The sequence below is a fragment of the Antrihabitans cavernicola genome, assembly GCF_008297975.1.
Taxonomy (GTDB): Bacteria; Actinomycetota; Actinomycetes; order Mycobacteriales; family Mycobacteriaceae; genus Antrihabitans; species Antrihabitans cavernicola.
Map to the genome: position 1 here is coordinate 567,946 of NZ_VLNY01000001.1, position 14,496 is coordinate 582,441.

General features: G+C 62.3%; 16 protein-coding genes. 3 read left to right on the plus strand and 13 right to left on the minus strand.

Annotation, left to right across the window (positions count from 1 at the left end):
- Window positions 1-69: 69 nt before the first annotated feature.
- From FOY51_RS02755 to FOY51_RS02790, 8 genes are all read right to left on the minus strand, one after another.
- Window positions 70-1,212, minus strand: a complete 1,143-nt coding sequence (locus FOY51_RS02755; RefSeq protein WP_149428639.1) for an acyl-CoA dehydrogenase family protein — start codon at window positions 1,210-1,212, stop codon at window positions 70-72.
- Between the two features lie 45 nt (window positions 1,213-1,257).
- Entirely contained in the window at window positions 1,258-2,796 is a 1,539-nt protein-coding gene (locus FOY51_RS02760; RefSeq protein ID WP_187776141.1) for an HNH endonuclease signature motif containing protein, read from the minus strand.
- Window positions 2,797-2,878: 82 nt separating this feature from the next.
- Window positions 2,879-3,415, minus strand: coding sequence for a dienelactone hydrolase family protein (locus FOY51_RS02765; protein ID WP_235916063.1), 537 nt, complete (start codon window positions 3,413-3,415; stop codon window positions 2,879-2,881).
- A 301-nt stretch (window positions 3,416-3,716) separates the two neighbouring features.
- Window positions 3,717-5,255, minus strand: a complete 1,539-nt coding sequence (locus FOY51_RS02770; RefSeq protein WP_149428642.1) for an acyl-CoA synthetase — start codon at window positions 5,253-5,255, stop codon at window positions 3,717-3,719.
- A gap of 109 nt (window positions 5,256-5,364) precedes the next feature.
- Window positions 5,365-6,960, minus strand: coding sequence for a hypothetical protein (locus FOY51_RS02775; protein ID WP_149428643.1), 1,596 nt, complete (start codon window positions 6,958-6,960; stop codon window positions 5,365-5,367).
- Window positions 6,961-7,361: 401 nt separating this feature from the next.
- Window positions 7,362-8,192, minus strand: a complete 831-nt coding sequence (locus tag FOY51_RS02780) for an ABC transporter permease (RefSeq protein WP_214633047.1) — start codon at window positions 8,190-8,192, stop codon at window positions 7,362-7,364.
- Window positions 8,189-9,157 (minus strand): ATP-binding cassette domain-containing protein, encoded by a 969-nt coding sequence (locus FOY51_RS02785; RefSeq protein ID WP_235916064.1) that lies wholly within the window; start codon window positions 9,155-9,157, stop codon window positions 8,189-8,191. Before FOY51_RS02785 ends, FOY51_RS02780 begins: the two co-directional genes overlap by 4 nt.
- A gap of 53 nt (window positions 9,158-9,210) precedes the next feature.
- Window positions 9,211-10,305: an epoxide hydrolase family protein gene (locus FOY51_RS02790; protein WP_149428645.1), complete on the minus strand. Its 1,095-nt coding sequence runs from the start codon at window positions 10,303-10,305 to the stop codon at window positions 9,211-9,213.
- A 79-nt stretch (window positions 10,306-10,384) separates the two neighbouring features.
- Here FOY51_RS02790 and FOY51_RS02795 point away from each other — a divergent pair, with 79 nt between their 5' ends.
- From FOY51_RS02795 to FOY51_RS02805, 3 genes are read left to right on the plus strand one after another with little or no spacing between them, the layout of a single operon-like run.
- Window positions 10,385-10,867, plus strand: coding sequence for a glutathione peroxidase (locus tag FOY51_RS02795; RefSeq protein WP_149428646.1), 483 nt, complete (start codon window positions 10,385-10,387; stop codon window positions 10,865-10,867).
- Window positions 10,864-11,346: a cysteine hydrolase family protein gene (locus tag FOY51_RS02800; protein WP_187776142.1), complete on the plus strand. Its 483-nt coding sequence runs from the start codon at window positions 10,864-10,866 to the stop codon at window positions 11,344-11,346. The genes FOY51_RS02795 and FOY51_RS02800 overlap by 4 nt, the downstream gene beginning before the upstream one ends.
- A 37-nt stretch (window positions 11,347-11,383) precedes the next feature.
- Entirely contained in the window at window positions 11,384-11,596 is a 213-nt protein-coding gene (locus tag FOY51_RS02805) for a hypervirulence associated TUDOR domain-containing protein (RefSeq protein WP_149428648.1), read from the plus strand.
- Window positions 11,597-11,614: 18 nt separating this feature from the next.
- Here the strand turns inward: FOY51_RS02805 and FOY51_RS02810 are convergent, their stop codons facing one another.
- From FOY51_RS02810 to FOY51_RS02830, 5 genes are read right to left on the minus strand one after another with little or no spacing between them, the layout of a single operon-like run.
- The gene (locus tag FOY51_RS02810) at window positions 11,615-11,938 is read right to left on the minus strand and encodes a nucleoside/nucleotide kinase family protein (protein ID WP_149428649.1); all 324 of its coding nucleotides are present in this window, start codon (window positions 11,936-11,938) and stop codon (window positions 11,615-11,617) included.
- Between the two features lie 24 nt (window positions 11,939-11,962).
- Window positions 11,963-12,490, minus strand: a complete 528-nt coding sequence (locus FOY51_RS02815) for a pyridoxamine 5'-phosphate oxidase family protein (RefSeq protein WP_235916065.1) — start codon at window positions 12,488-12,490, stop codon at window positions 11,963-11,965.
- Window positions 12,491-12,508: 18 nt separating this feature from the next.
- Window positions 12,509-12,928 (minus strand): VOC family protein, encoded by a 420-nt coding sequence (locus FOY51_RS02820; RefSeq protein WP_149428650.1) that lies wholly within the window; start codon window positions 12,926-12,928, stop codon window positions 12,509-12,511.
- Window positions 12,925-13,932, minus strand: coding sequence for a sigma-70 family RNA polymerase sigma factor (locus tag FOY51_RS02825; protein WP_149428651.1), 1,008 nt, complete (start codon window positions 13,930-13,932; stop codon window positions 12,925-12,927). The genes FOY51_RS02820 and FOY51_RS02825 overlap by 4 nt, the downstream gene beginning before the upstream one ends.
- Entirely contained in the window at window positions 13,919-14,467 is a 549-nt protein-coding gene (locus tag FOY51_RS02830) for a dihydrofolate reductase family protein (RefSeq protein WP_149428652.1), read from the minus strand. Before FOY51_RS02830 ends, FOY51_RS02825 begins: the two co-directional genes overlap by 14 nt.
- Window positions 14,468-14,496: the final 29 nt, after the last annotated feature.

Genomic DNA, 14,496 nt, shown 5'->3' on the forward strand with positions numbered 1-14,496 from the left:
ATCACAGTAGGGTAGATATGTGGTTAAGGCAACGAAAACTTGGTCAAGCGTTCATGTTTGAGGTTGCTGTCAGTTTGCGACAAGCGAACGACTGATCACGAGTCGTTGAATCTGGTTGGTGCCCTCGAAGATTTGCGTGATCTTGGCCTCGCGCATGAATCGCTCGACGCGGAAGTCACGGGTGTAGCCGTAGCCGCCGAGCACCTGAACGGCGTCGGTAGTCACCTTCATCGCTGCGTCGGTGGCGATCAACTTGGCGACAGACGCGTTACGCGAATAGGGCAGTCCCGCATCGCGACGCCGTGCCGCGTCCAGATAGGTGGCGCGGGCGGAGTCGACAGCGGCGGCCATGTCGGCGAGCAGAAATCCGAGACCCTGATGGTCAATGATCTTCTTGCCGAACGCCGTTCGCTCGTTGGCATAGGCGATGGCCTCGTCCAGCGCCGCTTGCGCGATGCCGACAGCTACGGCCGCAATGCCGAGTCGCCCGGAATCCAGTGCGCTGAAAGCGATTTGGAGCCCTTGCCCCTCGGCGCCGAGCAGACGCTCCTCGGGAACGAATGCTCCTTCGTAATGCGCCGCGGTGGTCGGGACAGCATGCAAGCCCATCTTCTCTTCGGGTTTTCCGAACGTGAGTCCGTCGAGACCATTCGGAACCAGAAAGCACGAAATCCCTCGCGAACCGTCACCGGTGCGAGCGAAGACGCTGTAGAAGTCGGCTACTCCCCCATGCGTGATCCAGGCTTTCGAACCGGAGAGCTCGTAGCCGCCGTCGCGTCGGGTCGCCTTGCAGGTCAACGCTGCAGCGTCGGACCCGGCCTGTGGTTCGGACAGGCTGTAGGCGCCGATGGTCGCGCCACCGAGCATGTCCGGCAGCCACTTCTGCTTCTGCTCGTCGGTGCCGTAGGTGAACAGCGGAAAGCAGGCCAGCCCGTGGACGCTCACGGCGACCGCCACCGCAGCCCATCGCGCGGCGAGCTCTTCGAGGACCTGCAAGTACACCTCGTAGGGTTGCGAACCGCCGCCCCACTCCTCCGGATACGGCAGGCTCAGCAGTCCGGCTTCGCCGAGGGTTTCGAAGACACCATCCGGGTAGGCCTCCCGCTTTTCATGATCGTCGACCTTGGGCGCCAGCGCCTTGTCGGCGATGTCACGGGTGAGTGCGATCAGATCGCGCGCGTCGTCATTGGGGAGCAATCGCTCGACAGGCACGGTGGTTCCTTTTCGACATCGGTGATGACTGACGTTTCTCAGTATCTACCTGTGCGCGGGGAGGGTGAATCCGTGGTCGCCGAGTTTGTCGGTGGCGTGAATGATGCCGTCGCGGAGTAGTTGGTAGGTCCAGAATTTTGCGGTCTTGAGTTGGTGGTGACCCAGGCACAAACAGTGCAGGTTCGCGAGGATGGTCCACCCGCCGGCTTCGGGATGCGCTTTCAGGTACGCGACGAGGTGATCGAGTTGGCAATCCGCGGCCGGAACCGCGCAGCCGGGGTGGCGGCAGGTGCCGTCACGTAACCGAACGACAGCAGCAAGCAGGTCTGACGGTTGGTAGGTGAGGGCTCCGGGTGGTGGTTCGGTGAAACCACCATGACCGTCCGGGAATTCTGGTTGCGCCAGACTGGGGTTGGCGTGGTAGCGGTCGAGGATTGTGTTCAACTCGGTGCTACGGCTCGTTGCTTGGTGGCGGCGGTCGGGTGGGAACACCATTCCGGGATCGAACGGTGGTGTCTTGATCACCACCGTGCCCGCCGTGCCGGTCAGACCCGCGGACGGTGCCGCTGGTGACCAGAGGTCACGGCGCCGCACGAGGTGTTGAGGATCCTCGGTGAGGAGGCGCTCGAACTCGGCGGTGGTCTCACACGCGGCAGCCGGATCGTGCTTGTTGTAGTGCGCCTTCGCCCAGCTGATCATCGCTTGCCACGTCGCGTCCTGGGCCAGGTCACGCAGAGTCTGCGGGTCGATCGCACCGTAGCCGGCGAGGTAGCCGGGGTTCTTCCCGAGCCCGAGGAGAGTGTCGAGACTGCACATCAGCTGCAACCGAATATCGGGTCGCACATCGTTGCCGGTGCCGTCTGCCCGGCCGCAGCCGCATTCACAGGCCAGGGTGGTGCAACCGCGCAGGATCGCGAGGTAGGCGTCGACCCGCAACTGTTGCGGATCCCGCGGATCCTGGGCACAGACCGTGCCCACCATCTCGTTGATCAGGGCGGTGACTTCGGCGGCTTCGGCAGCAGACAGGGTGGCGGACACCTCGGCCATCCCATGCGCCCGCCGACGGGTGCACACCCGCCGTGCTGCACGACCACGCTCTGTGCTGCGTTCCGTCGCATCGGGGTCGGTCTCCAGCAACAACCGGTCGATTTCTTCACCCAACGCCCGCGTCGCCAACCGTTGCGCAGCGCTGACGATCCGACCTTCGATGAGCCGGGTCACTTCGGCCGGGGCACCAGCGGTGTGCGTCAAAATGGTCCGAACCTTTGTCAGCGGGATCAGCCCGGCCTCGAAGGCGTCCGCTACGTAGGGGAATCGTTCGAGGGTGAAGCTGATCCGCACCCATTCCGACACCGCGTGATACGTCGTCGACAAGGTCAACGCGATTTCTGCGATCGCGGACCGACCTGCCATATCGGTATCGAACCGGGCATCCAATCCGGCAGCCCGGAACGTGGTCCGCGACTCGAAGAACGTCTTGGTCAATGCGAGCTTGCGGGCATCCGCGGCGTTCGCAGCCCGGGAGATGTCGACGAGGTCACCGAGCATCGACTGCTCTACCTCCAACACCCCCGCATCGCTCATGTGTTCGATTCTACCTTGACGCACCGACATCCGCCACCAGATGTATTTCCGAAAAGCCCTCTGCGTGAACGTAATAGCAGAGTCAGTTCGACTCGAGGTTGGCGCCAACGTATTCGCGCCACGCGATCTCGTCATCGAGACGGGTGAGTGCGTGGTCGCCGGGCCGGGCTCGGAGGACTTTCTCCGTCGACGCAAAGAGGTCGAACAGCTCGAACTGACCATCATGGGGAAAGAGCTCATCGTGCCACTGGACGTGCTGCAGAACCGGGGCGTGGATGTTCGCGGCGGCATGGGTGATCATGTCGTTCGCTGCGAGCGTTTCCGGCAGATCGTCGGACTGGGTGAGGCCGAATTTGCCGAGAACAGCGCACTTCAGCCGGGTCCCAAGCGCAGAGCACACGGGCAGCCCGTATCGGGCTCCCATCGACATCCCAAGAAAGGCGACACGCTGCTCGTCGACCCAATCCAACTGATCGGCGACAGCAAGAGCGGCAAGCGAGTCGTCGCGCATGCTCTGGTGAACGCTTCGGGCACCCACCTGGGCGATGCGGCGCTGGTAGTCCAACGGTGCATCGCCGTCGACAGAGCGGTCTCCGTGAAACGGACCATCGATTGCCAAACATGCGATCCCTGCGCGCGCGGCGAACCACCTGGCCAACCGGACGTGGCGCTCGATCCGCTTATGCCCGCTCCCTCCGTGGCCAAGTAATACAACAGCCGGCCTGGCCGCCTCTGGCCGCCACAACACTGCAGGAACGTCATGCCCGTCACGACGCACAACAAAGCCGACTTCACGGATCGCCCCGTCGAGTACTTGACCCGTAATCCGCACTTTATCCACGCAACAATCAAATCATCGGGCGACATAAGACAGCAGAGTCCTGGAAACTCGTCAACCACGTCCACCCAGAAGCGCTCGACTAGCCGCCAGTCCCTGGACCCGAGTATTTGGCCCGGAGATCGCGCTTCAAGATCTTGCCTGCACCCGATACCGGTAGAGCATCGACGAAATCGACAGTGCGCGGCGATTTGTATCCGGCTATCGAATTCCTTGCGTGCTCGCGGATCTCTTCGGCTGTCACTTCGGCTCCAGGATGGAGAACGACCACCGCGTGGACGCGCTCGCCCCACTTGTCGTCGGGCAGGCCGACGACCGCAACCGCCGCCACCGCGTCGTGTGATGCGACGGCGTTCTCCACCTCGGTGGAATAGACGTTCTCACCGCCCGTCACGATCATGTCCTTGATGCGGTCGACGACATAGACGTAGCCTTCGTCGTCCATGCGTCCGCCGTCGCCGGTATGCATCCAGCCGTCGACGATGGCCGCGGCAGTTTCTTCCGGCTTGTTCCAATAACCCTGCGTCACATGGGCTCCGCGGACGACGATCTCGCCGACCGCACCGCGCGGCACCTCGTTGTCGTCGGTGTCGACGATGCGTACCTCCGAATGTGGCGCTGCACGACCGCCGGACTTCAACCGCTCGCCCACGTGGTTCTCCGGTAGCAACAGCGTTGCAACAGGGGCGACTTCGGTCATTCCATAGGCCTGCGTGAACTGTGCTTCAGGGAAGGCCTTGATCGCTCGGGCCAACACCGGTGCGGAGATGCTGGAGCCGCCGTAGACCACGCGTCGCAGGCTCGACAGATCGAAGTTGCCGCGCTCGGGACTGTCGGTGACAATCTGAATCATCATGGGAACCAACAACATATCGGTGATTCGATGCTTCTCGATGGCAGTAAGGACGGCAGTGGGTTCGAACATCGGGATCGTCACGTGCATGTTGCCCGCAATGGAGGCTGCGTTCCACATCGCGTAGTCGGCGAGATGGAACATCGGCGCGGCGTGTAGTACTCGTCCACCTGTGGTGTGCAGAACACCGCTAGTCATGGAACCCATCGCAGACGTCACCAAGTTGGTGTGCGTCAGCATGACGCCTTTCGGGAAACCCGTTGTGCCACCGGTATAGAAGATGCCGGCGAGTTGATCGTTGCCGCGCCGTGCATCCTCGACCGGTTCCGCCGATGCCATCAGGTCTTCGTAGTCCAGCAATCCGTCGGGCAGCGGTCCGTCGCCGATGAAGACGACGTGACCGAGGCCGTCGTACTGCGCCTCGATGGCAGGCACCGCGGCGGCGAACGCGTCATCGACCAGCAGCACCGAAGTCTCGGAATCCTTGAGGGCGTAGGCAATTTCGGTCGGATTCCACCGGATGTTGATCGGATTGAGCACCGCATCCGCCCATGGCACAGCGTAGAGGTACTCGTGATATCGATCCGAGTTGAGCGAGGCAATCGCGACCCGGTCGCCGGGCTGCACACCGAGATCCTGCAGAGCCGCGGCAAGGCGAGCGACGCGGTCGGCGAGCTCCGCGAAGGTGGCGCTCCGGTCGGCGTGAATGATGGCAACGGTATCGGGGTGCTGCTGGACTGCGCGCTGCAGGCTCTGAGTGAGATACATGGTGTTGCTTCCTTCTCAGCGGACCGTGAGTGACTGGTTCGCCGAGTATCGCCCGACACACCGAATACGGAAGCGGGTTGGGCGAATTGGCTTCGCCCAACCCGACTGCCTACGGTCCGATCGGCGGCGCGAGCGGTTGGCGCGGTGTTCCACCGCCGCCGATGGTCGACGAAGTGTTATTGGTTACCGCCTGTACCGCGCTGACAAGACGCTGCATGTCACGCGACCATGGAGTGTTGCTGTTTACCCGTTGCTCGAACGCGAATCCGTAGTCGTTGTAGAACTGTGTGCTCGCAAGCGGAGGGCCGGTGTCTTCCTCGGATAGGTCGCCGAACCAGCCGTTCGGCCCCTTCTCGGTGACGATGGAGAAGCATCCGGCACCTGCTTCATCGACGATGTAGGCACCGTAGTTCTGCAAGGTCCAAGCAAGCTGTCGGCCTGGGTCCGTTTCGAGCCCCATGTTGTTCACATTGGTCGTCGGCGGGATCGCGAGCAACGTGCCAATTTTCATCTGCGTGTTCTGATTGTTGTTGTAGGCGCCGTATACGCCGACAGCGAAATTGTCAGCCGACGAAGCAGGCCAGCGAAAGCAATCGGCATCGGTGGTGCACTTGTAGAGCGATTGGCCGGTGTCGACGTCGAACTTCAGAACATGGTGTGGCCCTTGCCCTCCGGGCCGCAGTTCGCCGAGCCGCAGCACGCCGCCGGGGCTACCGCCAAGGCCGGACGCGCCGAGCGAAGACGACATCCCGTCACCGTAGAGATCGAGCGGTGTGGACGTGTCGGTGCTGGTTGCATAGCCACCTGCGGTACAGCGCGTGAACGGCCCCGCTTGGTTCAGAGTCCTGCCATCCTGCATCAAGAACGTCGAGCCTTCGTTTCCAAGGCTGTTCGGAACCACGTAGTTGCTGGGCAGCGGTACGGACAGCAACACCTGGTTACTCGTCTTGGCGCACCGATTCTTTCCGGTCCAGGCGGCGTCGCTGTAGTAGATGTTGGTCACGGGAGCCGATGGGGTGAAGATGATGTGAGTCGGGTCGTTCTGCGGCATCGTCGACCACGGATCGCCGCGCGGATCGGAGGGCAGGTTGGCGGGTGCGTACGTTGCGCCACTACCGATCGGCATGTTCCAAAAGCTGGTACTGGCAAAGGGCTGCTGCAGCGGATCGCGGGCGCCGGCTGCCTTGAACGCCACTATGTGCATGAACCACGGCCCGGGCGCGGCCAATGTAGCCGAGGCGCTGTAAGAGCCTGTGCTGGAGACATTTCGGTCTTCGACGACGTTCCAATTGGCGGTGGAACGGAAGGTGAAACCGGAGCCCGGTGTGGTCGGCTGACCACCGTTCATTGCACCTGCGCCGAATAGTAGGTCGTTGCTGGCTGTGGTGGTGATCGATCCACTGTTCGGCGACGCCGAATTCCCTGACGCGGCCGCCGTCTTGTCGAGTGGATTGATTCTGTCGAGGCCGGCGTATTCGGCGACATACATATCGGATACGCCACTGATGGACAGCGTTGCGGTCACGCTCGTCGATCCGGCAATGGTGTTCCGGGCGTAGAAGACCTGCGAGCTGTATCCACTGCTGAGGGTCGCGGGTGCGGCAGCTGCGAAGGTGTCACCAGCCGTATCGGAGATCGTCGCGGTCCCGGTGTTCTCCCAAGCTAGGTAAACGACGAGAAGATCGCCCGGCTTTGTTGCCGACACTGGCACCACCGCCGTCGAACCGGTACTCGACAGGTTCCCTACCTGGACAAATGCTGGGGTGGCGGCTTGCGCAATCGATGGTGCGACCAGGGACGTTACTCCCGGAATCAGCAGACTGACGACGACGAGGATAAGAGGACGAAAGACGAATGCTGCTCGTCGACGTCGATGGGGCAGAAGCGAATGCGACCGAGCTGTGTTGCCCATGGCGTTCCCCTTGGCGACATCGGCGGAACTCACCCGAGCTCCACGGACCGATATCGATGGATGAACTATGCATCACCAGTAACTTTGGTAGATATTGTTCACACGCATCACTTTGATAACAGACTCTCTCGTATGGTTAAGGAACAATTCAAACCCGCAGCATCGCATCAGGTGAGGTTGAGGACTCAAATAGCTCAGGTGAGGTTACGGAACTTTCGTGTGCAGAAGATTCCGAAGACCACGCCGATACCGATCGTCCACAGCAACGACTGCAAGACAAGCGAACTGGTTCCCGCACCGCCGAGCAGTTGATCGCGTTGCTCCGCCGTCGCCGAATCGCTCAGGATCAGCGACCTCGCCGCGTTGATCACCACACTGACCGGCTGGTGAGTTGCGAAGCCCTGCAACCAACTCGGCATCGTCTGCACCGGAACGAACGCCGACGACGCGAACGTCAGCGGAAAGATGATCGGGAACGTTGCGGCGTTGACGGCTTCCGGGCTGCGCACCGCCATACCGATCAGCGCGTAACCCAGGCTGACTGCCAAGGCGAACAGCAGTAGAAGCAATGCTGCGAGAATCAAACCCACCGGATTCGCAGGCCGAAAGCCCACGGCGAATCCGGTTGCAATGAGGACCAGCAGACCGAATGCATTGGTGAGGGTATCGGCGACAACGCGGCCACCGAACACAGCGCTGCGCGACATCGGCAGCGAACGCAACCGGTAGATGAAGCCCTTCTGCAAATCGTCGGCCAGCGCGAAGCCCGTGACGCCCGCACTGAAAAGCACTGTCTGGACAGCGATTCCAGGGATCAGGTAGTTGACGTAGTTGATCCCCTGGAGTCCGTTGATGGCTCCGCCGAACACGTAGCGGAACAGCAGCACGAACATGATCGGCGATACGAGCGCGAATACGACCTGCTCCGGCTGGCGGAACTGCCTGCGCAGGTTGCGCCCCGCCATCGCCAGGGTGTCGCTGAGCATCCACGAAATACCGTCGTGGCCGGTTTTGGTGGTGGTCACGAACGGCCTTCCGTCGGCTCGGCCTGATCGGCGCCGTGGCCGGTCAGCGATAAGAACACGTCGTCGAGACTTGGCTCGCGAAGTTGCAGACCACGTGCGACGAGGCCGGCGGCGTCCAAGCGCCGAACCACCTCGCCCAGTACTGATGTGCCGTCGGCCGCGGGCACTTGAACGGTGTCGTCGTGCACGGTGGTCTCGCCGGCACCGGCACCAGCCAGAACCTCGGCGACCCGATTCGCTTCGGTGGCGTCGTTCATCCGCACCTCGATCCGACCGCCGCCCATCTGCGATTTCAGCTCGGTGGCGGTTCCCTCCGCGATCACGCGACCGCGGTCGACGACGGCGATGCTGTCGGCCAGCCGATCTGCCTCTTCGAGGTACTGCGTGGTCAGCAGCAGTGTGGTCCCGCCGCGCACCAACTCCTCGATCACTTCCCACAGCTCGATGCGACTGCGCGGGTCAAGTCCTGTCGTCGGTTCGTCCAGGAACAGCACCGGCGGGCGGGCGACAAGCGCGGCGGCGAGGTCGAGGCGACGACGCATGCCGCCGGAGTAGGTCTTCGCGGATCGATCGCCTACATCGGCGAGGCCGAATTGCTCGAGCAGTTCGCGGGCACGGACTTTTGCCTGCGACGTCGGCAGGTGATTGAGCCGACCTACCAGCGTCAGATTCTCGGCGCCCGTCAGGATGTCGTCGACCGCGGCGAACTGACCTGCGAGACCGATCGATCGTCGTACAGCTGCCGGATCGTGGAGCACGTCGATCCCCGCCACTACTGCGCGACCGGAATCCGGGTGCAACAGTGTGGTCAGAATGTTCACGACGGTCGTTTTACCTGCACCGTTGGGTCCGAGCAGGCCGAGTACCGTGCCCGGCGCCACCTGCAGCGAAACACCGTCCAGGGCACGCGCATCCGTGCCGAAGGTCTTCACGAGGTCTTCGGCGAGTATCGCTGAACCAGTCACGTCCGTGACTGTAGGGGAATGAGCTGCCCGAATCGAGGGCTTGGTTCTCGCACTCATCGCAGTGTGGCGAAGAACTCGTGAATGTCCGTTGCCAGCAGATCCGGCGCCTCCAGAGCGGCGAAATGGCCGCCTCGGTCGAATTGCGTCCAGCGCACCACCCGGTTCTGTTTCTCGGCAATACCGCGAATAGTGCTGTCGCCCTTGAACAGTGCGATGGCGGTCGGCACACCGGACGACGGCATCGCTGCACCCCACTGCCCGGATTCCTTGTACAGGCGCATCGACGACCCGACGGTCGAGGTAAACCAGAGCAAGCACACGTTGGTCAGCAAGGCGTCGCGATCGATCGGCTCGTTGGCGAATGTATGCACCACGTCGGCGATCCACCCGAGCAGGCCGACGGGCGAATCGTTGAGTGCGGGCGCCAAAGTCTGCGGGCGAGTGGAATGCATGCCCGCGTAGCCCGACGTCTGCGAGCTGCTCCAATCTTTCAGCTTCGCCAACTTGGCCTGATCTTCGTCGCTGTATCCGACACCGTCGTCGTCCCAGGACGGAATGGTGATCGGGCCGTTGAGATGCACGCCGACAACGTGTTCCGGGTCGATTCGGCCGAGTTGCGGAGCAACGAACGACCCGGCGTCGCCGCCATGCGCGCCATAGGTCGAGTAACCCAGTAGCGACATCAATTCGGCGAGCACCACGGCGTAGCTCTCCGTCGAAGCGTCGCCCACCCGGTTGGTCTGACCGGAGAAGCCGAAGCCCGGCAATGTTGGAATCACCAGGTGGAAGTCGTCGGTAAGCGGCTCGATGACGTTGCGGAAGTCGGCGAACGGCCAACCATGAATGAGGACCAGCGCCTGCGCGTCAGGGTTCGCGGAGATCACGTGGGTGAAATGAACGGTCTGCTCTCCGATGGTTGCGATGAACTGCGGGTACCGATTGAGGTCGGCTTCGTTGGCGCGCCAGTCGTAGCTGTCGCGCCAGTACTCGGAGAGTTCGCGCAGGTGATGGGTGGGAATGCCGTACTCCCAACCGACTTCCGGCAGTTCTTCGGGCCAGCGTGCGTTGGCAAGTCGTAGGTTCAGGTCGTCGAGGTCGGCCTGGGGGATGTCGATGCGGAAGGGCCGGATGTCGCTGGTGTCGGTCATGACCACAACGCTAAGTCCAATTGCGGACAGACTCCGTCCTCAATTGGCCAGCGGCGCAGATCCTTGTCAGACTCGGAGCATGACTTCGCTGCAAGATTTCACGGCCACCAGCATCGACGGCACCGATATCGACCTGTCGGCTTACGCGGGCAAGGTGGTGCTGGTTGTGAACACGGCGTCGCAGTGTGGCTTCACCCCTCAGTACAAGGGACTTCAGGAACTGCACGACAAGTACTCCGATCAGGGCTTTGCCGTTCTCGGCTTCCCGTGCGATCAGTTCGGTCACCAGGAACCCGGTGACGACGCGCAGATCGGCGCGTTCTGCCAGAAGAACTTCGGTGTCACCTTCCCGTTGTTCAGCAAGGTCGAAGTCAACGGCGACGACGCGCATCCGATCTACCAGTGGCTGCGGAAGCAGAAGTCCGGCCTGCTCGGCAACAAGATCAAGTGGAACTTCACCAAGTATCTGGTCGGGAAGGACGGGCAGGTCATCGATCGCTACGCGCCAACCACCAAGCCCGACAAGCTGTCCGGCGATATCGAGAGCGCGCTGCAGAGTTGAGCGGATCGGCGCTCGTCGTGGTCGACCTCCAGCGCTGGATCGTCGATTCGCCGTGGGCACCGATCTCAGGCACGTCCGTAGTGGCGGCATGTGAACGGCTGCAGTCGGACTTCGCGCGAAGCCACGTGGTGCTCGTCCGTCACCTTCGCTCGGGTGAGATCGACGCAGTCGAGAATCGCCTTGTGCCGGAACAACATGAGCGGCACGTGGTGATCAAGAACGAACTGGACGCCTTCGCAGGCACGGAACTCGACGATCATCTGCGCGGCCTCGGAGTTGCGAGGGTGGTGATCGCCGGCTTGGCCACGACGCACGGAGTTCGTGCCACGGCGGAATCCGCTGTGGCACTGGGATACGACGTCGCCGTCGTATCCGATGCCACCGCGGCGGTCACGGTCGACGAGCATGAGGACGCCCTTCAGCTGTTGGCCGCACGAGGTGCGCGAGTGACGACCGTCGACGAACTGTTGCTTGGCTGACCGCGTCAAAATCGATGCGACTGGGTAGCCCATCGATATGGCGCACAGAAAAGGCACTCGCGTGCAATGGAACTGGGGCAACGGAACCGCGGACGGCAAGATCGTCGAAGTCCATACCGACAAGGTGACCAGAAAGATCTCGGGCAGCGAGATCACTCGAAACGGAACGTCGGAAACCCCGGCCTATTTGATCGAGCAGTCCGACGGTCAGAAGGTGCTCAAGCTCGACAGCGAAGTGTCGAAGGCCTGACTCAGCGCGCGGAGTTTCCTACTCTGCGACGAGGTATTCCTCGAGCAGGACCACCCCTGGGTCCAAAGGCGGCAGTTCGCGATCGACGTCTGCGGTTCGATATTGAATCCGTATCGGAGTACTCGGATCGAGGTCGACGAGTGGTCCCAACGAAAATCGTTGCGGCAACCCGAACTCGTCCATCAGTTCCAATTCATGATCCGACACACCGTGGCGATCCAGCAATTGCTCGAGCGTTTCGGCGCTGACAGGTCGTCGATCGGCCGGAATCCGGCGAATGAACTCCTCGAAGTCCTGGGGACTTTGCGCTGTCCCTGTTATTTGAACCCGCAAAATTGGCATGCCAGCCCCCTATCGCCGCGCCTGTCAGCGGACGTTTTGCCAGAGATGCGACATCATCACCGGATAGCGGACCGGCCGAAAGCCGGTGAACGTGATATCGCGGACGTGGTCGAGATCGGACCAGAGCAGTCGCCCGCCCTTCATCCACTGCAGTGTGCGGACGCTCTTGTGCACGAGGTCTAGTTCCGCAGCGGTTGCCGGCCGTAGCGCTCCGACCGTGCCGTACAAACGGATTCCCGGCGGCGCAGAGAAGCGGCCGACCAGAAGCGAACGAAACCAAAACCGGACACCGCTGTCCACCGCCATCAGGCAGATCCGAGGGTCCGCTTCTACGTTGTGGGCAAGCACGCTCGTGTATCGGTCGACGTAGAACCCCGTGCGGTCATCGCGGAGAAACACGGTGCCGACTGGCGTGACATGGGGACCGCCGTCCGCACCTACCGAAGCGATTGCACAATGCATGGTCGACTTCTTGCCTCTCGCAACGGTGTCGCGAACCTGATCCCAATTGTCATCGAGACTGGCAATCGGTTCCTCGGATGTGTCCCCCACACGCTCGAATGTAGCCCGCTAATACTGCTCGTCGTGCCCATCTCGCGAGCTCGGACCTAGGAGATCCCATTTGTTTCCGGCGATGTCGAGGAACACGGCAACGGTGCCGTACGGCTCTTCCCTCGGGCTCGTGAGGAAGTGCACCCCCGCCGCACGTAGTCGCGCGTGGGCGGCATCGAAGTCGTCGACCCGCAGGAACAGCCCGACCCGGCCGGCAAACTGCTTCCCGATGGTGCGCGATTGGTCAGGACCATCGCCCTTGGCGAGCAGCAATCCGGTCGCGCTGCCAGCCGGGCGGACGACCACCCAGCGTTTCGGCCGCCCGTCATTCGTCCTTGAAGCCGAGTCTTCGATCAGCTGGAAGCCCAGCACATCGACGAAGAACTGGATCGCGAGGTCGTAATCGTCGACGATGATGGCAACATTTTCGATCATCATGTGCGAATTCGACCACGCATGTCGGACAACCCGGGCCACGTTTCCGGCAAGTCGAAGCCCGCGAACAAGCTGGGGTCGAGAAAGGCGATGATCGACTCGATACGACCGTCCCGACAACTCGGCAGGTGTATCGAGTTCGCGCGGTATCTACCAGGCGCGGCCAGCAGGTAGGTGGCGTAGGCAGGTTGGCCGTTGGCGCGGATCGGGACCATCTTGACGTGGTCGGCCTCGGTGACCCTGCTCTCGAAGAACCCGACGATCTGATCGCGACCGCGGAACCACGTTGTGTGCGGGGGCATTTGGACTTGCGCGTCCGCATGCAACAGCTCGGTCAGCGCGGCGATATCGGCACGCTCGAAGGCTGCAGCATATTGATCGAGCAGAGCCAGCACGGTCGGGTCGTCGGGTTCGGTCAGTTCGTCGCGGCCCGGGTCGGCATCGGCGACGGACCGTCGAGCTCGGAGCAAGGCCGCGTTGACCGCAGCCGTCGTCGTGTCCAGCAGGTCGGCCACCTCTGCCGCAGGCCACGCGAGCACGTCCCGCAAAATCAGAATTGCGCGTTGCCGCGGCAGCAGGTGTTGCAGCGACGCGATGAACGCCAACCTAACATTCTCCCGGCTGATCGCCGACGCGGCCGGATCACCGAGCCGCGTATCCGAAATCGGTTGCAACCACGTAACTTCTGGGCCGCCCAACTCCAGCGGGCTCAGGACGTCACTGGCTTGTCCGAGGCCGGCTGGCAGCACACGTCGCGCCGGTCCACGCTCGATAGCGTTGAGACACGCGTTGGTCGCGATGCGGTGGAGCCACGTGCGCAACGACGACCGCTCCTCGAAGCCGCTGTGCGCTCGCCAGGCTCGGAGCATGGTCTCCTGAACGAGGTCTTCGGCGTCGTGGGCCGATCCGGTCATCCGGTAGCAATGCGCCAACAATTCGGCACGAAACGGGCTGGTGAGTTCGACGAATACGTCCGGCTGAATCAGCCGGGATTCAGGCCCGGGCATAGGTGAGAGCGACTGCCCCGGCAGCCAATTCGGTGACGTCGAGCAGTTTCAGCGCGGGCAGGTCGGCGGGGTCGTCGAAATGGGGAACCCCGTCGCTGCCGGCGATCACTGGATGCACGATGAACACATACTCGTCTATCAAGCCTTGCCGCGAGAAGGTTCGCGCCAGAGTCGGGCTGCCCTTGATGCAGATATTGCCGCCCTGTTTCCCGCGTAGCCGAGCGAGCTCGTCGGCCGGTGCAGCTGTCGCCAGTCGGGAAGGGGCCCAGTCGAGCGATTCGAGACTGTTCGAGAACACCACCTTGGACATCGAGTTCATCCGCGAGGCCAGTGCGCTCGGATGCGTGGGATAGAACAACGCCCCTTTCTGGAACGAGACTCGGCCGAACAGCATTGTGTCGTAATCCGCGAGAAGCTCTGCCTGCCAGTCGAACTGCTGATCCACAACGGAGAACAGCACTGCGGCATTGACGTCGGAACGGCGGGCAAGGTGCCCGTCCAGTGTGGCGTTGTCGAGCAGCATCAGTTTGCGCATGCAAGTACAGACCCGGCGGCTCCATAAAA

Coding starts and splice junctions, on each gene's coding strand:
- FOY51_RS02760 (WP_187776141.1), bottom strand. CDS start 2,796: ATGAGCGATGCGGGGGTGTTGGAGGTAGAGCAGTCGATGCTCGGTGAC.
- FOY51_RS02770 (WP_149428642.1), bottom strand. CDS start 5,255: ATGTATCTCACTCAGAGCCTGCAGCGCGCAGTCCAGCAGCACCCCGAT.
- FOY51_RS02790 (WP_149428645.1), bottom strand. CDS start 10,305: ATGACCGACACCAGCGACATCCGGCCCTTCCGCATCGACATCCCCCAG.
- FOY51_RS02795 (WP_149428646.1), top strand. CDS start 10,385: ATGACTTCGCTGCAAGATTTCACGGCCACCAGCATCGACGGCACCGAT.
- FOY51_RS02805 (WP_149428648.1), top strand. CDS start 11,384: ATGGCGCACAGAAAAGGCACTCGCGTGCAATGGAACTGGGGCAACGGA.
- FOY51_RS02810 (WP_149428649.1), bottom strand. CDS start 11,938: ATGCCAATTTTGCGGGTTCAAATAACAGGGACAGCGCAAAGTCCCCAG.
- FOY51_RS02820 (WP_149428650.1), bottom strand. CDS start 12,928: ATGATGATCGAAAATGTTGCCATCATCGTCGACGATTACGACCTCGCG.
- FOY51_RS02825 (WP_149428651.1), bottom strand. CDS start 13,932: ATGCCCGGGCCTGAATCCCGGCTGATTCAGCCGGACGTATTCGTCGAA.
- FOY51_RS02830 (WP_149428652.1), bottom strand. CDS start 14,467: ATGCGCAAACTGATGCTGCTCGACAACGCCACACTGGACGGGCACCTT.